Origin of the sequence: Flammeovirga kamogawensis, assembly GCF_018736065.1 — a bacterium.
GTDB lineage: Bacteria > Bacteroidota > Bacteroidia > Cytophagales > Flammeovirgaceae > Flammeovirga > Flammeovirga kamogawensis.
In genome coordinates, this window is record NZ_CP076128.1 from 3910475 (window position 1) to 3932085 (window position 21611).

Below are 21611 nucleotides of genomic sequence, written 5' to 3' on the forward strand. Positions count from 1 at the left end.
GCAACATGCGACGAAATAAAGTTGTAATGAAAGCGATAGCAATAGGAGCAGCAGCGTTAGCAATGACGGGTTGTAAGATTCAAGGAGACGGTAATTTTACTGGTCTTGAATATGCACCTCAAATGTATCACTCTGTACCTTACGAGCCGCTTTCTCAATTCACGTATGAAGGTATTAGTGGTGGAGTATTGGAGCAATCGTATTATCCAGATTTCATTAACTCAAATCCTTATAATGATTACTTCTCAGAAGGTGAGAAAAGAGTAATCAACGTAAAAGATCCTGTAGCAGGTACTGTAAAGCGTCAAAACTTCAGTGCGGTTACTGGTGATGCAGCTGCTAAGCCTAATCAACCTATACTTTATTACATGGATGTAACAAAAGAGCAAGGTGAATGGGCAGCAGAGAACTTGAAAAACCCATTGGAGGCAACTCCTGAAGTGGTAGCTCAAGGTAAGCACCTATTTACTGCCTACTGCCAGCCATGTCATGGTGAAGCAGGAGATGGTAAAGGTAAGGTAGGAAAAGTGTATGGTGGTGTAGCTAACTTGAAAGGTAAGTCTATCAAGAAAGCAACCGACGGACATATTTTCTTTGTAATTACTCACGGTAAAGGACGTATGTGGTCACACAAGTCTCAGTTAAACCCTCAAGAGCGTTGGGCTGTCGTGAAATATGTTAGAAAACTTCAAGGTAACTAGATCGTCCCAACGATCTTAACTATTTTAATAATAGAGATATGGCGCACGTAGATGTAGATCTAAATAATGTTCAAGAGCAGTTTACTTTTGATGGTAAATTGAAGAAGAACGTGACGCTCATCGGCGGCATCGGATTGGTGTTGTTTGTGTTGGGTGCGATCTTCTTAATGATGGGTGGTGGTCACGAAGACCATCATGCAGCAGTAGAACATGCTACTGAAGTTGCTTCGGCAACAGCAGTACATGAAGGTGGTGAACATGGTCATCATGCCGAATTTCATTGGTATGATCGTATTATTGTTGACGTTTGGGTAAACGGCGTATTCTTTACGGGTATCGCTTTATTAGGATTTTTCTTCTTTGCTCTTCAATTTGTTGCTAATTCAGGTTGGCCAGTATTGATTAACAGAGTAATGTTAAACTTCCGTCAGTTTATCCCTTTAGGTGGTATTGTATTATTAATTACTTTTTTAGTAGGTGGTCATACAATTTTTCACTGGACTCACGAAGGTATTGCAGATCCTGCTTCTCCTAACTATGATGCAATCATTGCAGGAAAGACAGATTTCTTAAATACTCCTTTCTTCTTATTTAGAATGATACTTTTTGTTACAGTTTGGACATTGTTTGGCTGGGCATTAAATAAAATAACTAAAGCAGAAGATAATGGTGATGGATCTACTAAATATTTTAGAAAAGCACAACGTATGAGTGTTGCCTTCTTAATTTTCTTTGGTATTTCTGAATCAATCACTTCTTGGGATTGGATTATGTCAATCGATACGCACTGGTATTCAACTTTATTTGGTTGGTATATCCTTGCAGGTTGGTTAGTTTCTGCAGTGGCATTTATGTCATTATTTGTAGTGATCCTTCAGGATATGGGTTACCTGAAATTAGTAAATGAAAACCATTTACATGATTTAGGTAAGTTCTTATTCGGATTCTCAATTTTCTGGTCGTATTTATGGTTCTCTCAATTCTTATTGATTTACTATGCAAACATTCCAGAAGAAACAATTTACTTCGTAGATCGTTTGAGAAGTGCAACCTATGCACCACTTTTCTTCACAATCTTAATTACAAACTTTATTTTCCCATTCTTCGTCTTGATGACAAGAGATGCAAAACGTAAAACTATTTTAATGAAAATGGTTGCTGGTGTTGTTATCTTCGGTCACTTTATGGAGTTCTGCTTATTGATCATACCAGGATCATTAAAAGAAAACGGAGGATTTGGTTTAACTGAGATTGGTTCGGGTATGGTATTCTTGTCAATCTTCTTATACTTATTCTTTACAGGTTTAAGTAAAGGTGGCTTAATTCCAAATCAACACCCAATGTTAGAAGAATCAATTCATCACCATACTTAACAGGTGAGAATTTGAAAAATATAAAACCTCATATCTTAGCTGATATGAGGTTTTTTTGTTTAATCTTTCTAGATACTCAAATATACCCATTTTAACTCCATGTAAATTATCGAGTATTTATCCATAAAATGTAATTAAAAAATTAGCCATTTACTTTTAATATGTTGGATAATAATTTTCTATAAGCACTTAATTGGGGGAGGAAAAGAAGTTTTAGAAATTAGGTACACTAAGTTTGCTCTTGATTATAATTTTTATCGTACATGTTGTTAATTATTTTTTGAAAAATAATTCAATGGCATATGGGAACCTCAAAGCCCAATCACCTTCAGAGTGTTTTGCCTTTTTATTAAAGACTACAAATAAATCGTCATTCAACTTATATCCTTTTTTAAGTAGTTCTTTCTCCATTTTCTCAACACCAGGTTGTAAAATTATATCAACACCTTTACCTCCATTATCAATATAAAGTATTAGGTCTTTTTTGTTGTCTTCTGTGATGGTATTGATATAATCAAAATCTTCATATTTGAAAGCAGGAGACATACATATAGCTCCTTTATAAACCTCAGGGTATTCCCAAGCAGACATAAAACTGACCAAACCACCCATAGATGACCCTGCGATAGCTGTGTGTTGTTTTTGAGGTTTAGTTCTATACTTTATATCAATATACTTTTTTAAGTCAATAGCGAGCGATTTACGATATAGTTTACCTTTTTTAGTGTCCCCATAATCTGCATTTCTATCTTCTGTACAATAGGATGCAACAATTATAATTTCTTGTAGTTTTTTATTTTCGATAAGGTTTGTGACTGTTTCATCAACTTGCCAATCAACTCCAAAGGAACTTGTTCTAGGGTCTATAGTATTTTGTCCATCATGCATATATAAAACTGGGTATCTTTTGGTTTGATTTGTTTTATAGGATGGTGGAAGCCAAATAATAATATCTCTATCTTTTAAACCATCAATATGAAAATCTTTAATATACTCAACTGTTCCTGTTATTTGCCCTTGTTCTTGAAGTTGATTCCCTGATGTCCAGTTTTTTATATTGACATTTATGATAGTATCCTTTTTGGGTGTGATCACTTCCATATTTTCAAGAGCAATACCATTCTCATTTGCAGCTTGGAAGTTCCAATCTCCAAGAGTGAATTTATACTCCAATAGTGTATTTTTAGAAACTGTGTTAGTAAAACTCCAATGTAAAGAATCATTTTTCTCTAATAAGATAGATTTTGGCGACCAATTTCCAAGAAAAGGTTGATTCCCTGAAATATAAATTTGTTTGTCAACAGGTTTTTCTAGATTAATATTCCAAGTAACATCAATTTCATCCCTCTGTTTAATACAGGATATTAATGATAATAAAAATGCAATTGTAACTAATTTATACATGATATAGGGTTTAAATAAAAAAAACCTCATACAACTAAATGTATGAGGTTTAAAAATAATATTTTTTTGTCAATTATGGACGGATACGTAGAGTAGTTGATCCACCAATCCAACATCCAACTTTAATAGATTTACCTTCAGCATAACCTTTTGCAGCTAAAGTAAAAATATCAGACTTAGAAGGGAACTGCTTTTGAGCAGAAGCCATTTTCGAAGAGTTACCAGCTTTCTTGTACATGTCGTATGCAGCTAAATAACAACCTCTTTCTTGAACGTTATCTTCAGAAGATTCAAAACATTGCTTGTAAGAACCCATGTAAAGGTCTCCAATAAATGTATAAGCTTCTTTAGAGATCTCACTGTCAAATTCAATTGCTTTGTAAGCTTGTGAACGAGCTTGAGATTTTAAACCTTTTTTGTTGTATAATTTTGCAAGATCGATAGAAGTCTCTGCTTGTTTTGTAGGATCTTCAGAATATAATTCGATTGCTTTTTCTTTCCACTCAATTGCTTTATCAGTTTCATTTTTCTTGATATACTGACCAGAAATTAAGTTAGCATAAGCAGGAGTTGGTTCTGCAGCGTAAACTACTTCAGCAGCTTGGATAAAGTAAGGACCATCCATACATTTTTTACGGATAGAATAACCTACAATTTTCTTAGCCGTAGCGATATCAGTAGGATCAGCTTTAAATTTAGCCCCTAATTTATCGTTAATGAAATCACAATCAATATCTAACATACCCATGATGTATTTGTCAGCCATTGTTTGAATACGATTCCAAGACTTAACGTCTTTTTCTTTTTTAGCAGCCTCTGCTATTTCGATGTTTTTTCCTGCGATGTTAGAAACAAAATCATACTCATCCATTAACCAATCTTCATTAAAAGATTTGTATTTTTTGAAATCAGCATCAGATGTTTCAAATTGAGTAGATAAGTTCTCTAATTCTTTTTCAGCAGCTACTTTCTTAGCTGTATATTCTTTGATCTGAGCATCAGTATATTTACCATCTTTGTTAGCAATTACTGAGTTTGCAGTTAAGATAGCAGACTTTTGAGCTTTCGTTTTAGGATCTTTGTTAAATCCTTGAACTGCTTTTTTGTATGAAATATGAAGCTTAGCAACGATTGCTACGTAAGCAGACATATTAGAGTCATCAGTTTTTACACCATCTCTTTCTGCAACTTTTCTGTAGAATGCATAATACTCAGGAAGTCTTTCATCAAAATCAGGACGATCTTTTACATATCTGTAAAGGTATTTACCTTTTTCTGATTCCCATTTATTTGGGTTGCCAAAGTATTTACCTCTTTCATCGTATAATTTTAATACAGTATCTTCATACTTTACGATAAGCTCTTTATCAGCAGCTTCTTTTTTCTTAGTTTCAGTAGAAACTAAAGATTTGTAAAGTTTAAGACCATAGATATACAAGTTTTTATGTATATATGGAGCATTTGTATATAAATAATTGAAAGCATCAATAGTTTCTTGACTATAGTTCTTTGCTTTCATATTATCAGAGAAGAATGTGTACTTAGACTTTGTCTCTTCTACATTTTCTCCCCAGCAATATCCTCTTGCATCACAGCCTTTCTTAACGCTGCCATCTGCTGCTTTTTGTTCTGTTAAACCGTTATCTGATGCTGCTGCACCTTCTTCTTGTGCTTGTGCAAAATTTGCAATAAGCAAAAACCCTAATAGAAAAGTTGCTAACCTATTCATGTTTGAAATTCGATTGATTAGTTGATTCGACGCCTTACGAACCAGCGGTCGTTAATTGTTACACCTATATTTAATTGATAGTGACGTTCTTCAAATGAAGTAACTGTTTGGATAGGTGAGCTTAACCACCCATATTCTCCAGACACGGACAATGAAGAGAAACCCATTGGGAATTCAATACCTCCGGTCACTACGTACTCTTTAATTCGTTGTTCATAGGCAATGTAAGGTGTTTCTCCATAAGAAAAACCTCCACGCCATGTAATTCTTTTCATATAGCTTGAAGCAGAAAGGTAATCGGGGGTATATTCAAAACCAATACCGATCTTATAAGAATCTGCTAAAACTTTATCTCCGTTTGCATCAATAGGAACTCCATCATAGTCTACAAAATCAGACCATTTTTGTTGTTTAAAGTCCACTGCAATAGCAAGCTTCCCAACCAATTCATAGCTAATACCTACTGCTAATTCAGCTGGCATTGTAGCATATTGAGATTGATCAAGCATAATTGTATCTCTATTTAAAACTAGATCTGTAGTAGACCTTGTTTGAATATCTTCTAAACGCTTTACATTAAGTTGTTGTTCAAATTGATATGTAGCACCAAAGTTTAAACGACTACCTTTTTCTTTTGCACCAAAGTGATGAGAATAGTAAACACCAGGCTTATATGTAAATCCTCTATAATTTAAACGAATACCTCTTGCTGATCTAAAATCACTTGAACCATCAAGAAGTTGTGTTTTTGATACTCTTTCAATAATACCAATGTTGTAACCTAATTCTAAACCTACAGATAAACCTTTAGTTACTCTGAATGCATTAGAAAAATAAACTTGGTTAATACCACCTGACCCTTCGTTTTCAATACCATAGTATTTAGCAGGAGTCATTTGGCCATTTACAGGAATACTAAGCGTATCTGTTTGAGCAAATTTATAATTAACAACTGTAATTGGCTTAAAACCAAAACCCATTGTCCATTTCTGACTTACTGGGAAAGCGAAAGTTAAATAACTTAGACCTCCACCATAATCTTCCTGCATTTGATTTTCAGCAACCAATGTTCTTTGTTCGGTATACATACCAATCTCAAACAATGTTAGGTTATTGTAAGTCATAGTTGCAGGATTTAGCAAGTTAGAATGTCCATAACTAGCTAAACCAACACCTGTATAGCCCATACCTTTATTTCTAACAGATACTGGGTCGACAGGGGTTCCTACTCCTAATGCTGAAAAAGGAGCGTTGCCTTGTTGTGCTGAAGCTGATGTTGCAAAAGCTACAATTGAAAGGCAAGTAAGTATGATGTTATTTATTCTCTTATACATTTAATCTCAGGATACGGTCGATTCCCTTGAGAACCAAATTTCGGTCTGCAAAGATGCTTGAATTTAATTTAGATTCAAAAGTATTTGCAACTCCACCACAAAGCAAAGTAGTAATATTACTATATTTTGCTTCATAAAGTGCAATAATACCATTTATTTCTGCAATTAACCCATTTATTGCTCCCGATTTTAAACAATTTTTTGTGCTGTTTCCAACAAGTTCTTGCTCCATATTTTCGAAAGTTATAAGAGGTAGATTAGCAGTGAAATGATGCATTGCTTTAAACCTCATATCTAAGCCAGGAGAAATACCTCCGCCTAGATATTCATTTTCTTTTGTAATAAAATCATAAGTAACACATGTTCCTACATCTATTACTAAACAATTACTGTTAGGAAAGATTGATTTAGCACCAATAACAGCTGCTATTCTATCTACTCCCAACGTTTGTGGTGTTGCATAACTATTGATAAAAGGGATTTCTAAAGCTGAGGTAATTTTCACAACTTTATACTCCTTTTCTAAATGTTGAATTAAATCATTCTTAATTCTTCCAACATTTGCAATCCCAATAGATTCACAGGAGAAGTCTTTTAATGCTTCAAAAAGTTTAACGTTATCTTGAAAGACACTAACATTTATTAATTCGTTGTCTTTAAAGAACCCAACTTTCATTAAGGTGTTTCCAATGTCAATACTGACCCTTTTTTGCATTATAATATCTTACTCGTATGTAGTTGATAATTAACAAAATAATTACGTTAACTACATAAATACTTTCTAGCTTAATTTTATCAAAATAATTTCACTAAAATTAACCTTAATAACATTGATTTACTTATTTGTTAACTCTATGTAAATTACTTCATCACTTTCAGTTATTTCTGTAAGAGAATCTGTAACGGGTGTTATGCGGTTGTTTTCATGGATTATAAAAATAGGTAAATCAAAATTTGATAAAAATTGAAAACTTTCTTCTTGATCGAGTGTTTTTTCTGGTTTAACATTCTTTACAACATGTTTTTGTCGAATTATATTTGTTAAACCAATAAAGTCATATTTACCTTGGAACAATAGGTGCTGAGGCTTATTTAATGTGTCAGTTTCTACTTCTAATTTTGAAGCCAAACGAAAAACTTTATTCATACCCAACTCAGCAGAAATAGTTCTATTACCTAATATATTGATTTCATTATTTGATGTAGTAGAAAATAATTGACCATATTCTGAAAAATCTACATTCTCTAATGCACCATCAGATAAAATACTTCCTTCGTAGGTAGGAATCCTTAATCTTTTCGCTTCTTTGATGTTTTGTTCCGAAGTATCGGAAACTAAAATGGGGATATGGTATTGTTGTAAAATACGAGCCATAAATAAACCTACTTCACTCGCTCCTAAAAATAATACTCCATTTGGTTCTTTTCGTGTTACTTTAAGCAATTTTGCAAGAGGTTTTGCAGTAAGTCCTTGAATAACAACAGTACCAATAATCGTCATAAATGTTAATGGTAATAGTAATTCTGCTTCTTTTACTTGAGCAGCAGAAATAGGAGCTATTCCAGAAGTTAATTTTAAGGTAAAGAGAGAGGCAACACCTGCTGCTACAATTCCCCTTGGTGATATGTAGGATATAAATAACCTTTCTTGCCAAGTTAATGAAGTACCCAAAGTACTAGATAAAACAACTAATGGTCGGATTACATATACTATGACTATAAATAATAGTACACTATTCCAATTTGCGAGAGCTTCTAGATCATCTAACGACATTCTTGAAGACAGCATCACAAATAAGAAGGAAATTAATACTAAAGTTACATCTTCTTTAAAGTGAAGAATTGACTTCATAGATGCCACTTTAGAATTTGCTAAAATCATTCCGTAGACTGTAACAGCTAATAACCCTGATTCAGCATGTAATAGGTCTGAAAGTGCAAAAGTAGCAACAACAAAACCTAGCATTACAATGTTTTTAAGGTGATCTGGTAAAAGTTTTTGGTTTAGTACTTTTGTTGTAATAAATGCAGCAATACTACCAACAGCAGTACCAGATATTGTAAGAAAAATAAAGCCTTTTAAAGCGAAAAGTGTGAAAAGCTCATTGGAGTGCCCAGAAAGAATAAAATCAAAAATTAAAATTGCAACTAAAGCCCCAATAGGATCTATAAGAATTCCTTCCCACTTTAAAATTGTGTTTATTCTATTATTAGGTTTGATATTTCTTAGCAAAGGCCCAATTACAGTTGGTCCACTCACAATAATTAATCCTCCAAAAAGGAATGCTATTTTATAACTAAAGCCCATGATAAAATGAGTAGCTAATGCACCTCCAATTAAAGTGATTATTGATCCAAAAATCAATAGTCTCCAAATTACACTACCAATGTTTTTTGTTTCTTTCAACTTTAGTGTCATTCCCCCTTCAAATAGAATTAATCCAACAGAAAGATTGACTACGTCAAAGAGTAATTCTCCATGAAATATTTTATCACCGTCTATAAATTTGCTTCCATCAGAAGTAAATAGTGTTGAAAATGGGCCGACCAATAATCCAATTAGAATTAATGGTAGGATTGCAGGAACTTTTATTCTCCACCCTAACCATTGAGCAAAGAAACCTAACCCTAATAAACCTGCAAGTTCAATCATATAATAATCTTTATTTTCTTTTTGGGATATGACTCTATAATTAAACAGTAGAGACCATTTATTTCACAAATATAAAAATATCGCTATTTCTTCCTTTATCATCACTACATGAAATTTTATTTTTTCCGACTGTAGGTGAATAAAAAAAAGTAGCATCTTTTTCTCTTTTTCCAATAAACTTATCATTTATATACCAAAATAAATAATTCACGTCATTAGATGTATTCGCAATTAAAGATAACTTAGCGTTACTTTCGGTTACATAATATGTTCTTCCTGCAACTGGTGAAACTATAGTAGGAGCAACTCCTGAAATTACTTTTGAGCAATAAGGATTATGAATTGGAGGTTTTTCATGTGGGATTTTTTCATCAGAATAATATCTAGATAATTCTGGAGCGTAATTAGGGTAAAGCTTTTTTTTGTAACCTCCATTTTTAGGTAAACAAATACTACAGTACGAGTATGAAGAGTCTAAAGCGATAAAATACATTTTTTGACAAGTGCATTTTTGAAAATGGGAAACTGTAGGTATATACCAATCATCAATTATGTGTTCACAAAAAGTACTTGGTATTTCTCCACTTATGGAACAAACATTTCTACTATTTATATCATCAGGTACTTTTTCTGAACTTATTTCTTGATTTTTTGAAGAATAAGCTGATCTAAAGATTTGAAATAATAAAGGAGTAGCTATTTGGGCTCCTGTTAATTCTTGAACACCTTCATTATCAAAATTACCACACCAAACACCTACAGTGAATTGTTTATTATAACCTATACTCCATGCATCTTTACGTCCATATGAAGTACCCGTTTTCCATGATATCCTAGGAACATTTGTACTGTTTTGATAATTATTAGGTAAATCAGGTCGTCTGAGATCTGATAAAATCTCAGTTAACATAAACGCGCTTTCAGGACTAATAATTTCTTGTTTATAGTTAAGTGTATCTTCTGTTGACAATTTTATTGGAGAATAAGTACCTTCAGTTGCAAAAGTAGAATATAATCCACTTAATTCTGATAGTCTAGTTCCACAACCTCCCAATGCTGTAGATAAACCTAAGTATTTTTTTTTTCTCGATATTGTTTTAAAATCACAGATTTCTAATTTCTGTAAAAAAGTTGATAAACCAATTTTTTGAAGAAGATCTACAGCCGGAATATTTAATGATTTACCAAGTGCCTCTTCCACAGTAACAGCACCATTAAAGTGTAAATCATAATTTTGTGGACTGTAATTACCAAAATCCATAGGAACATCTAAGAGTTTCAGTTTAGGAGTTATGATACCTTGGTCAAATCCAATTCCATAAATTAGAGGCTTTAGTGTACTACCCGGAGACCTTACAGCTGAGATTCCATCTACTTGTCCAGCAAAGTTATTATCGTAAAAATCTTGTGAACCTATATATGTAATTACTGTTTTGGTAGTATTATCGATTATTATCGCAGCTAAATTATGGATAGAATAATTTGCAATCTTACGGGCATAATTTTTAACTATTTGTTCACTTTTTAACTGATAATTGATATCTATAAAGGTTTTAATGATTTTCTTAGAAGGATATTTTTTAAATAATTTTCTATTTAAGTGAGGTGTGATTTTGGGTATTGCTCGTCTTTTAATATTTAAGGGTTCTAATATCGCACTTTCATAAGCATTAATATCAAAAAGGTTACTTTCATAAAACCTTTTAATCCATTTATTCCTAGAGTTTAATAACAGATCAGAATAATTACCAATTGATAAAGATGTTGGACGATTAGGAATTATAGATAACATAGTGGCTTGAGCAACACTTAGCATTTCGGGGTTCTTGCCTAAATATAAAACAGAGGCAGCTTTTATACCTTCAATATTACCTCCATAAGGAATATGATTTATGTAGATCTCAAGAATTTCTTTTTTAGAAAAGGTTAATTCTAGTTGTATTGATTTAAATACCTCAATAAACTTATTAAAGTAGGTTCTTTTTTTAGGTGTTAATAGCCGTACAACCTGCATACTAATTGTAGATGCACCTGAAGTCCGATGACCACTTTTTAGATTATTGAAAGCTGCTCTAACAATAGCTATGGGATTTATACCAAAATGGTAATAAAACCATTTATCTTCTTTTTCAATAATTGCTTTAATAAAAAATGGAGAAACATCATCTAAAGAAGTATAAAGTCTCCATTTATCTGTAGAATTTAACGTTGCCCCTAAAACTTCTTGTTTTGTTGATAAAGTAATACTTCCGTAATCTTCTTTGTATTGATAAGGGAATAGGAATTGTACAATTAAAGAAAAAGAGAATAGGACAAAACAAAGAATGCTTAAACTTATTAATAGTTTCGGTCCTAACTTACTGATATTTATGTGTCTAAACTTGTGATCGTTCAATTTTGATGACTAAATTAAGATAAATCAATTAATCACTATTTCTAAATATAGAGTGATTCCTAATTATTATTATACATTTCTAGAGCAAAAAATTGAAATTAACCTATAATAGAAAAGTACAATTTTAGATTCATGTTGTTATATAACAATTACTAAATGTACAAATTTTATTAAATCTCGTTAGCAATGCCTAGTAACTAATTCTTATCAACTATCTGTACCTATGAAAAAACAAAATTATCTTATCTCATTATCATTAATTTGCTGTCTATTTCTAGCTCAACTTTCCTCTGCCCAAACTTTTGAAGAGCATACGATCAAATTTCCTATGTTGCATGAATATGATGCATCCTATGAACTTAATCCAATGGGAGATCAAGGTGTTCTAGTATTAAGGAACCGTTATGGAGGAGAGAAAAAAAATATTGTTTCTGATATAGAGTTGACATATATCAAAACGGATTTTAGAAAAGGATGGGTAAAAAATATCCAAGTAGAGAACTACGGTCAAATCATTTCTAAAGGTTTTGATAAGGAATATGCCTATTATTTAATGCGTCAAGGAGAAATTAATTACCGTGTATTACGTGTTCGTTTAGCTGACGGAAAACATAAAGTATATTACTATAAAAATGTTGAAAAATCTGAAATAGATTATTTCTTAGTTGAAGACAATATCTGTTTTTTAGGAGGTCACGCCATGGGTTTACCATTTGCAGCAAGATGGGATTTAGAAAATGATAACCGAAAAATCTTATCTTCTGTACATCAAATTAAAGGAGGTATTGTGTGCATGGAATGGGATAAAGATGCTGACATGTTGACATTAGTTTTAAAAGCTGAAATGTCTAGTGATCATAGAGGTGTTTATATCAATGATTATTCAATTGATGGTAATTTAGATAAACAATATTTTGAAGAAATTCAGAGAGATTATAATTATCAATCTTTTAGACCTTATCATAATTCAAAAGGTGAACTAATTATGATGGGGACATATGGTTTAGGAGGTGTAACGGAACAGTCTCAAGGTGTTTATTCTATGAAATTAACAGGCAACGGATATAGAATAAAGCCTAAGTTTTATGATTTTTCATTTTTCAATAATTACTTAAGTCATTTAGATCCAAAGAAAAGAGAACAATTAGAAAATAAGTTTGCGAATAAGAAAAAGAAAGGAAAAGTAATGCCTTTAAATATTTCTTTAATGCCTCATAAATTACAGTTTATGAATGGCCAAGTAATGTTTATAATGGAAGAAGTTTCTTTTATTTATCCTTATACTAAAGATGCTAAATTTGCTTCCGAAGGCTTTTTTACAAAAGCAGACGCCCCTACAATGAAGAATTTTGCACAAGATTATCGGAATGAAATTATAAAAAAAGGGGAGTATATACCTTATGGATTATCTGAAGAGAAAATGTATTCTGGAGCTCCTTTTCCTTTAGAGTGTAAGTACAAAAGAGCATTAGCCTGTGGATTTGATTTTGAAACGGGGGAAATGATTTGGGATAATACTTATGTAACTAGAAATCATAAAAACAGTTTACCAATCGAATCGATTCAGGCATATGCAGACCATAAAAAAGTAGCATTTATTCATGTAAGTAGAGATAGTTTCTTTTATAAAGTATCTAAAAGATTAGAATATAAAAATGCTTGTGAAGTGAATGTTTACAAGGATTATTCACCTTCAAATACAATAGATAAGTATACAAATGGAGGTATTTCACATTGGTATGCTAATCATTTTATTCATACAGGAACGAAGAAGGTTTCTTCTCGATTATCTGGGAATAACGAAAGCGAAAATTATTTCTTTTTAACCTGTTTATCCTATAGTAACAGAAACTTATCAAAATAAGTACAATTATTAAATTATTGATTTGTAGTTTATTAATGCATTATGATGTGTGATTTTTTTTGAAAAATTTGTTTTTTTAATTCCTTTTTAAGGTATTTGCATTCATAAACGTAAATTTTACATTTAAAATATCATTTGATGGGGTACATTGAACCAGCACCAATAACCGACAAGGAAAATCCATTTGAGTCGATGATGGAGCGATTTAATATTGCTGCCGAAAAGCTAGGCTTGGATTTAGAAACCTATGAGGTATTAAAGAGTCCTGCAAAACAAGTAATAGTGTCATTGCCAATTGTAATGGACGATGGTCATAAGAAAGTTTTTGAGGGATATAGAGTAATCCATTCAAACACATTAGGACCTTCTAAAGGTGGTGTTAGATACGACTTAGATGTAAACCTTGATGAGGTAAAAGCACTTGCAGCATGGATGACATGGAAATGTGCTGTTGTAGATATCCCTTATGGAGGAGCAAAGGGTGGAATTAAATGTGATCCATCCGTAATGTCACAAGGAGAGTTAGAAAGACTTACAAGAGCTTATACAGTAAAAATGTATGAAGTTTTTGGTCCAGACACTGATATTCCAGCCCCAGATATGGGTACAGGCCCACAAGAAATGGCTTGGATTATGGATGAATACTCTAAAGCACAAGGTAAAACTGTTCAAGCCGTTGTTACAGGTAAGCCTCTAGTTTTAGGGGGATCATTGGGCAGAGTTGAAGCTACAGGTAGAGGAGTTATGGTTTCTACAATGGAAGCACTTCGTAAAATGAAGATTGACCCAACCACAGCCACAGTTGCTGTTCAGGGTTTTGGAAATGTAGGAAGTAATGCTGCGAAATTATTAGCTCAAAAAGGATTAAAAGTTATTGCAATAAGTGATCATACTGGAGCATTTTATAATATAGATGGTATCGATTTAAGAGAAGCCAGTGAGTATAGAGCTACATATAAAACACTAGAAGGTTATACAGGAGGAAGTAAAATTACAAACGATGAGTTACTTGAACTCGATGTAGATGTAATTGTTCCTGCTGCTAAAGAAGATGTTATTAATAATAAAAATGCAGAAAAAATTAAAGCCCGTTTAATAGTTGAAGGTGCAAATGGACCAACGGGGGCTAAAGCAGATGGTATTTTACATAAAAAAGGAATTGTGGTTGTGCCAGATATTCTTGCTAATGCAGGAGGGGTAACAGTCTCATATTTTGAATGGGTTCAAAACCGATTAGGGTATAAATGGACGAGAGATCGAGTAAATAGAAGAAGTGATAGAATAATGAAAGAAGCTTTTGAAAGAGTTTTTGCTATTGCTGATAAACATAATGTATCACTAAGAATTGCTTCTTACATGGTCGCAATAACAAAAGTGGCTGATACTTATAAATTAAGAGGATCTTTCTAATCATAAAAAAGCATTTGATTTAATCATCAGATGCTTTTTTATTTGTCTTAGGGTGTCCTTTCCCAATTACTGCATTAACAGTAGTATGAATGATATGATTAGCCCATTCAACACTTCTGGTAATGTGAGGTCCCATATCGAACCTATATCCACAGTTAACTTCGAAGTTGGAAAAATAGCTAATAGCTAAAAATTCTTGATCAAAAGTTGAAGGTAAAGCACTATAAGTAATTTCAGAGTTAAGCTGAAATGTGATAAACATCTTCTCAGTATTGTACCCGCCGGATGCTTTAATATCAAGTGCAGGTATCATAGAGTAATGTATTCCAGATTCAGTACTTAATGTAAAGCTTTGGTGTTGTACTCCAATTCCTGCTCCTACCATTGCGCCAAGAAAAAAGCCATTCCACACTAATACACCTGCACCACCACCAATAACAGTAAAATCATTCATTCTTAAACGAGTCATTGTGCCGTATTTAGAATCCGGATTTCTTGCAAGAGGAGGAATAAAAGGTTCTGCAGCATTATAATTTTCTGAACGGAACCTTAGTTTGTAATATGTTGTAAAAGCACTTTTTAATTGAATTTCTTTTTGTTTGAAAACAGCCTTATAGCTAAACTTTTTATTAGTAAATTTTACCGCATTTAAATTGATCGATCTTGTGATAATATCTTCTCTAATTAGTTTTTCAGGACGATTCCAAGTACTATCATAAATAGCAACATTGGTATCTGTAAAACCACTATACCTATAATATTCAGCATCTAAATACCATTTTTTTACAAAGCCATCAACCCTTAACCTAAATACACTTGATTTGCCATAAATATCTTCGTTATATTCTGAAATTGGTGTTTGTATACTGGCTCTAACTCCTAGATTGCCAAAACTTATACCTAGGCCAATTAAATAACTATTATTAGGTATATAGACAACATCTTTTGGACGGTCTCTTCTTATAAGAGCATCATCATCCCACCAATTATTAGGAGGGTGATTATTAAAAGTTAATTGTAACTTTGAGTTAGACATAAAAATACTTCCACTAATCTTATCATTTATATCTCTTACAAAATGCTTTAAGTATACACTATCTGCTTCCGGCTTTTTTTGAGAAAAAACAATGGAGTAGGTAAAGGTAAATGCTATGATGAATAGGAGTTTTAATTTACAGAAGCCCATAAATAGTAATGAATAGAATTATCATGAAAAATAAGTGATTTCATTTCACAAAAAAAATATGAGGTATATATTTAATAAGAATAGTTAAATAATTTTTTTCGTTGTGGATGTTATTATAGGTTTAAAATTAAATATTTTAATCTATCTTCATCAAATATTCAAAATTAATCAGCAGATATTAACTCACAAAGTCACTATGAAAACTAATAACATATTTTATTCAATCTGTATACTTATACTAGGTATAACACTTAATGTAAATGGACAACAAATTCCTCAGCAAGCAAGTGATATATCACCTTTATTAATTGGAGAAATAATTCCAAAAGAAATTCTTTTAAGAGACGTAGAAGGGAACGAAGTAAACTTATTGAAAGAAATAAAGAAAAAACCTTCTATCCTTGTTTTTTATAGAGGAGGATGGTGTCCGTACTGTAATAGACAACTGTCTGGGTTAGGAGAAGTATCAGATTATTTGGTAAGTATTGGGTATCAAATAATAGCAATATCACCAGATTCACCTGATGCATTATCTATGACTTATGATAAACATATGATGAATTATCAGCTTTTTTCTGATAGTGATATGTTAGCTTCTAAGGCATTTGGATTAGCTTATACATTAGATGATAAGTCATTTAATAAGTTTTCTAATTTAGGAATGGATATAGTAATGACAGATGGAGGAAAGCATCAAATGTTACCTGTTCCAGCTGTATTTTTTGTTCGCCAAAATGGAGAGATCAATTTCGAGTACATCAACCCTAATTTTAAGAAACGCATAAGCCCATCTTTATTAGTTGGAGCAGCTGAGTCTTTATCATCGGAATAAATTATAAATAATAATATGCAAGCAATAAAAGAAGAAGAAAAACAAATTGTAGGTAAGAGTTTTATATCAGAAAAATTAGGAGCTCATTTAATGGGTGGTAAATTAGATGCTCTTTCTGAAACAAGATTAATTCACCTTTCTAGAGATGGATGGGAGTTGTCAAAATTGAAATCTGCTTATGGTAAGCAACAACAATTAATTGAAAAATATAAGGAAGCATTTATTATTGATGAAAAACCATCACTTGAAGATGATGTTCCTCCAATGCTTGCAGGTTTATTAAATCCATTACTGTTAGATATATTCTCATACGAAGAAGAATTGGGAAATTATATTCTGAATAAAATCACTAGTAAGTAGTGATAATAATCAGTTAAAATCAATTAACAAGTGTTTAAATTACATTTAATTAATAACATCAACTACTCTTAAATGTAATTATCATGGAAACTAATGTATATACTCAATTAATCAAGAATTTAGAATATGAATTCACACATTCTGTTTCTAAAAAAGCAAGTGCTAAAGGAACAATAATAACACTTTCAAGAGATTATGGTTCTGGGATAAAAAAAGTTGGTGAGCAGCTTGTAAAATATTTGAACAAGAATGAGGTAGGATTCAATTTGCTAAAAAAAGAATGGAGACTCATTGATACCAGTGTTATTCGTGATTTATCAAGAGAATTAAGTATAGAATATAAGTTAATTGAAGAATATGTTCCTTTTGAAAAAAAAGGAATTATTGAACAACTGATACATTCATTTGGTCCGAGTTATAATAAGTTAGATGGTAAATTATCATCAACTTTAAAAACAATAATTCATGCTTATTTTGAAAGAGGTAATGTTGTAATATTAGGAAGAGGTGCTGCTTTTTTTGCAGAACAATTAGATAATGCACTTAAAATTAAAGTGAATAGTACAATGCAATTTAGGATTGGACACCTTATGAAAGCACACAATCTTAATTTTGATGATGCAAAAATGAAAATGCTAGAAAATTCTAAATTAAGAAATGATTTCTTAGAGCATATTCAAAAAGGACAAACCGAACATTATGATACTGTTATAGATAGAAGTCGATTAGACGATGAGACCTTAACAGAATACCTATATTCATTTGCAATAGCAAAAGTGAAGGAATTGTCAAGACGACAAAAGAATAAAAATAAGTTTTCTACAGTGTATTAAAATGAACTGTAGTAAAACAAGTATATGATTTATACACGTTAATTTACACCTATACCTTATAAGACAAAAAGCCTGTTGATTATTATCAACAGGCTTTTTTATAAATATTCAATTTTTATTTAAAGTTGTTTCTCCTCGTATTTAGAAGGACACTTCATTAAAATTTCACTCGCTATAAAGTCTTGATTTTCCCCTTTAGCTCTTCCTATAACAACTACTTTTTCAGATTTTTCGAAATCTCTCATAGAAGCAGGAGGAGAATAACATACAACTTTTTTAGCAATGTTCTTATCATCTACTAATGTAAAAGCTAAATAGTTAGGGTCCTTTGCGGGATCATAATGTATGCCAATTACATTTCCATTTTTATCTTTTTGAAGCTCACCAATAACATGAACTTTAGAAGAGTTACCATCAGCAGCAAGAGAATATGCTTCTGAGAAATCAACATATTGGCTAGCATCTCCTGCAGTAACTACCAATATACTAATCATCACTCCAATGATGACTAGACCAAAAATATGAGACTTTTTCATAGGTTTAAAATTAGGTGTGATTAGTTATTTAATAACTTTTCTAGTTTTGATATTTTTCTGTCGGTAGAAATAAGGTAAACCAACATTCCTGCCCACAATGCAACAATTACAGCTACAACAACATATATTTTTCCTTCTGATCGGAAAGCATCAGCCATTTCGATAGAGCTGTTACTATAATCATTAGATGAAATAGGTATTTTATTTTGAGCCACTGCTGTGGCCATAAATACAACCCACATAGTGAGAAGTGATACTAATTTTTTCATTTTATATATCTTGATTACTCGTTTTCTAAAATTTGATTTTCTATTTTTCTCATTCTAACTCTGATTTGAGCAAACCAAACTCCAATTAACGTCCATCCGATAATTGCAGGATAGAATATTAATCTTAATTTACTATCAAGGTCATAGGCATTAAACCCTGGGTTTCCACCATTACCTGGATGCAGAGAGTCTGTCAATCTAGGTAGAACAAAAATTAATGGAATAAACACAGCAAAGGCAAAGATATTAAAGATTGCACTTATTCGTGCTCTTTGTTCTTCATCTTTAAAAGAACCTCTAAGTATTATATAGGCAAAGTAAAACATTAAGCCGCCAGCTGCACCATTTTGTTTAGGATCTCCGCTCCATGCAGAACCCCATGTAAATTTAGCCCATATCATGCCGGTAACGATACCAAGTATGCCGAATAAAATACCAGCATTAGCCAATTCTGAAGCCCATAAATCATCTTCTAATTTATGGTTTCTTAGGTATTTAATAGAGTAAATCATAGATGCGAATAGCACGATGATCATTCCAAACCACATAGGGACATGGAAATATAAATTTCTTATTGTTTCATTAAGTATATCTAATCTTGGTACATCCATTAAGAGACCTCCAATTAGTGTATATGCTAGGAGCAATATTGCAGTGATTTTCCACCAAGCGCCTTTCATTGTTGTTCTGTTTAATTTAAATCTTAACTTCTCCAAAGATAAGGAAATAGAAGATAAGAAACTGTAATTACAATTATATCAATTGCAAAGATGACCATAATTTCATCCATAGTCTGACTTCTAGCAATACCATCTATTGCATTTTTTGATGCCTTAATAAGCATCAAAATCATTGGTAAGATAGCTGGTAATCCTAAAATTGCCATTAAAGTATTGTTGCCTTGTGCTTTAGCAGCAATACCTGCAACCATTGTTAAAGAAGAAGAAAAACCAATTGCACCTAACCCAACACATGCCATAAATAATGTAGGGTCTTGAACAGGGTTACCAAGAACAACACTATAAAAAGCCAAAGCTAAAAATGATACAAGTACCATTAATAAAGCATTGTAAATTATTTTGGATAAAATTATTGATTGAGGGCTTACTATTTGATAATAATAAAAGTGCCTACCTCCAGATTCTTGAGTAAAACTTTTTGCTGCACCATTTAATGCCGCAAATAACTGTATAATCCAAAATAATGTATTCCATGTAATTGGAGAAAGTTCTACTTGGCGTTGGTTGAAACTCAGGTAACAAACGAATATTGTACTTACAGTATATAGTAATAATCCGTTAAGATTTGATCTTTCTCTCCATTCCAATGCAATTTCTTTTCGGACTAATATTCCTATTTCTGATGCTATTGATTTCATATTTATCAAAGATACACTGCAAAATTACCAAAAAATCATGAATTGATCCAATCGAATAAAAAAGTAACTTTTTTTGGCACTTTATATGTAATGACGTTTGTGTTATTTGTATAATTGTAAATTATTCCAAATGAAGAGTAATTTGAGCTTTTAACCTAAATAAGAAGAAGAAATCTTTTCTACGCTAACTTTCATTGAGATCTCTAGTAGAAAAGGTATAAATTTTATGAAACAAACTTTCATTTATATATGTGTAATTCTTTGCCTTCTCTTAGATGGATGTGTACCTAAAGTATGTCCAGCTTATTCGTCGGCTTTTTACCAAAAGGATGATCCGAATAATCCATTCTATGTAACATCTACGAGAGATACTACTAGCGATTATTTTGTTCCTTACGGCGATACTACGTATTCAATAAATGGAAAGGTAACTTATATTAGTTACTTTAAAGATGATTCTTTAGGGAAAGAAGAAGAGCTATTTGCATCAAGAGAAACAGAATGGAATGGTTTAGTTAAACCTAGAGGAGGTTTATATGGTAAACTAACACATCAAGATAGAAAACTAGTAAGTACAAATTATCCACAAACAATAAAAGCACTTACTAAGAACCCATATCCAATTGAATTAACAGAAGAGGATTCAATTATTGATTTTATACCAGAAGACAGTATATATTTAGTATCCTCATCTGATTCTTTAGAAAATGCGTTATTTGGAGGTGGTCCAGGTTATGATGATTCTAGAGTTGCAAAAGAATTACCTGAGCAAAAAGAAAGAATTGCTGAAGAATCAACTTCAGACTCTTTACCGCCAATGAGATATGATGGATATGTTTACATGCAAAAATATGGTGACAGAGTTGCCTTAGAAGATAGCATGAGAGCAGGGTACTTTATTGTTCCAGATTCTATGTATTTAGTTGAGAGGAAGTGGTTTGAAATATGGAAGCCGAAGTATTATATGATTCCGAAAAGAGTTCTTGATCAAAAAGATGCTGACCAGCTAGCAAAAATAGAGGCAGATTCTTTAAGTAAATTGCCTCAGTATGATTCTACTGGCCAATTAATTGAGAAAAAGAAACTATTTGGTAAGAAGAAGAATAAAGAAGAAGAAATAGAAGATTTAAGTACTGACCTTCCTGAAGAAGACGATTCTGAAGAACCAGATAAATCATCAAAAGGTAAGAAGAAGAATAAAAATAAAGCTACTAAGACGGAAGAAACAGAAACAGAAGAAGATGAAGATTGGTAATCAAAAAAATATCTTCTTTGTTCAGTTAAATAAAAAAGGATCGATTATTATAATTAATAATCGATCCTTTTTTTTATGTTTAAATACTACTAAAATCAG

At 32.0% G+C, this 21611-nt stretch carries 19 protein-coding genes; 8 read left to right on the top strand and 11 right to left on the bottom strand.

What is annotated here, in order from left to right; all coding sequences use genetic code 11:
• Positions 1–5 precede the first annotated feature (5 nt).
• Both KM029_RS15850 and KM029_RS15855 read left to right on the top strand, forming a co-directional pair.
• A complete protein-coding gene (locus KM029_RS15850) occupies positions 6–701 on the top strand; it encodes a c-type cytochrome (protein WP_144074170.1) in 696 nt (231 codons plus the stop codon).
• A 38-nt stretch (positions 702–739) separates the two neighbouring features.
• Positions 740–2074 (top strand): flagellar basal body-associated FliL family protein, encoded by a 1335-nt coding sequence (locus KM029_RS15855; RefSeq protein WP_144074171.1) that lies wholly within the window; start codon positions 740–742, stop codon positions 2072–2074.
• A 273-nt stretch (positions 2075–2347) separates the two neighbouring features.
• Here KM029_RS15855 and KM029_RS15860 read toward each other — a convergent pair whose 3' ends face one another.
• The 6 genes from KM029_RS15860 to pbpC form a co-directional block, all read right to left on the bottom strand.
• Positions 2348–3478: an alpha/beta hydrolase-fold protein gene (locus KM029_RS15860; RefSeq protein ID WP_158631080.1), complete on the bottom strand. Its 1131-nt coding sequence runs from the start codon at positions 3476–3478 to the stop codon at positions 2348–2350.
• Between the two features lie 73 nt (positions 3479–3551).
• Positions 3552–5207 carry a tetratricopeptide repeat protein gene (locus KM029_RS15865; RefSeq protein WP_144074173.1) on the bottom strand — a complete coding sequence of 552 codons (1656 nt, stop codon included), beginning with the start codon at positions 5205–5207 and terminating at the stop codon, positions 3552–3554.
• Positions 5208–5224: 17 nt separating this feature from the next.
• The gene (locus KM029_RS15870) at positions 5225–6541 is read right to left on the bottom strand and encodes an OmpP1/FadL family transporter (RefSeq protein ID WP_144074174.1); all 1317 of its coding nucleotides are present in this window, start codon (positions 6539–6541) and stop codon (positions 5225–5227) included.
• Positions 6534–7256 (bottom strand): type III pantothenate kinase, encoded by a 723-nt coding sequence (locus KM029_RS15875; RefSeq protein WP_144074175.1) that lies wholly within the window; start codon positions 7254–7256, stop codon positions 6534–6536. Before KM029_RS15875 ends, KM029_RS15870 begins: the two co-directional genes overlap by 8 nt.
• Positions 7257–7376: 120 nt before the next feature.
• Complete coding sequence (locus KM029_RS15880; protein ID WP_144074176.1) at positions 7377–9194, bottom strand: cation:proton antiporter; 1818 nt, start codon at positions 9192–9194, stop codon at positions 7377–7379.
• Positions 9195–9252: 58 nt separating this feature from the next.
• The gene (pbpC, locus tag KM029_RS15885) at positions 9253–11589 is read right to left on the bottom strand and encodes a penicillin-binding protein 1C (RefSeq protein ID WP_144074177.1); all 2337 of its coding nucleotides are present in this window, start codon (positions 11587–11589) and stop codon (positions 9253–9255) included.
• Between the two features lie 223 nt (positions 11590–11812).
• On the opposite strand from pbpC, the gene KM029_RS15890 reads away from it, so the two are divergent.
• Positions 11813–13453 carry a hypothetical protein gene (locus KM029_RS15890; RefSeq protein WP_144074178.1) on the top strand — a complete coding sequence of 547 codons (1641 nt, stop codon included), beginning with the start codon at positions 11813–11815 and terminating at the stop codon, positions 13451–13453.
• 138 nt (positions 13454–13591) lie between these two features.
• Positions 13592–14863, top strand: a complete 1272-nt coding sequence (locus KM029_RS15895; RefSeq protein ID WP_144074179.1) for a Glu/Leu/Phe/Val family dehydrogenase — start codon at positions 13592–13594, stop codon at positions 14861–14863.
• A 19-nt stretch (positions 14864–14882) separates the two neighbouring features.
• Here KM029_RS15895 and KM029_RS15900 read toward each other — a convergent pair whose 3' ends face one another.
• The gene (locus KM029_RS15900; protein ID WP_158631081.1) at positions 14883–15899 is read right to left on the bottom strand and encodes a DUF4421 family protein; all 1017 of its coding nucleotides are present in this window, start codon (positions 15897–15899) and stop codon (positions 14883–14885) included.
• A 346-nt stretch (positions 15900–16245) separates the two neighbouring features.
• On the opposite strand from KM029_RS15900, the gene KM029_RS15905 reads away from it, so the two are divergent.
• The 3 genes from KM029_RS15905 (at position 16246) to KM029_RS15915 (ending at position 18074) form a co-directional block, all read left to right on the top strand.
• Entirely contained in the window at positions 16246–16881 is a 636-nt protein-coding gene (locus KM029_RS15905) for a peroxiredoxin-like family protein (RefSeq protein WP_144074181.1), read from the top strand.
• 15 nt (positions 16882–16896) lie between these two features.
• On the top strand, positions 16897–17241 hold the full coding sequence (locus KM029_RS15910) for a hypothetical protein (protein WP_144074182.1): 345 nt from the start codon (positions 16897–16899) through the stop codon (positions 17239–17241).
• Between the two features lie 83 nt (positions 17242–17324).
• Positions 17325–18074 (top strand): cytidylate kinase-like family protein, encoded by a 750-nt coding sequence (locus KM029_RS15915; RefSeq protein ID WP_144074183.1) that lies wholly within the window; start codon positions 17325–17327, stop codon positions 18072–18074.
• Positions 18075–18193: 119 nt separating this feature from the next.
• On the opposite strand, the gene KM029_RS15920 is transcribed toward KM029_RS15915, so the two are convergent.
• Genes KM029_RS15920 through KM029_RS15935 form a run of 4 tightly spaced genes read right to left on the bottom strand, consistent with a single transcriptional unit; the run spans position 18194 to position 20257 of the window.
• A complete protein-coding gene (locus tag KM029_RS15920) occupies positions 18194–18610 on the bottom strand; it encodes a cytochrome c maturation protein CcmE domain-containing protein (RefSeq protein ID WP_144074184.1) in 417 nt (138 codons plus the stop codon).
• A 20-nt stretch (positions 18611–18630) separates the two neighbouring features.
• Positions 18631–18879 carry a CcmD family protein gene (locus KM029_RS15925; RefSeq protein WP_184679498.1) on the bottom strand — a complete coding sequence of 83 codons (249 nt, stop codon included), beginning with the start codon at positions 18877–18879 and terminating at the stop codon, positions 18631–18633.
• Between the two features lie 14 nt (positions 18880–18893).
• Entirely contained in the window at positions 18894–19559 is a 666-nt protein-coding gene (gene ccsA / locus KM029_RS15930; protein ID WP_240050347.1) for a cytochrome c biogenesis protein CcsA, read from the bottom strand.
• Positions 19560–19582: 23 nt separating this feature from the next.
• Complete coding sequence (locus KM029_RS15935) at positions 19583–20257, bottom strand: heme exporter protein CcmB (protein WP_144074186.1); 675 nt, start codon at positions 20255–20257, stop codon at positions 19583–19585.
• A gap of 226 nt (positions 20258–20483) precedes the next feature.
• Between KM029_RS15935 and KM029_RS15940 the strand changes: the two genes are divergently transcribed.
• Positions 20484–21512, top strand: coding sequence for a hypothetical protein (locus KM029_RS15940; RefSeq protein WP_144074187.1), 1029 nt, complete (start codon positions 20484–20486; stop codon positions 21510–21512).
• Positions 21513–21611: the final 99 nt, after the last annotated feature.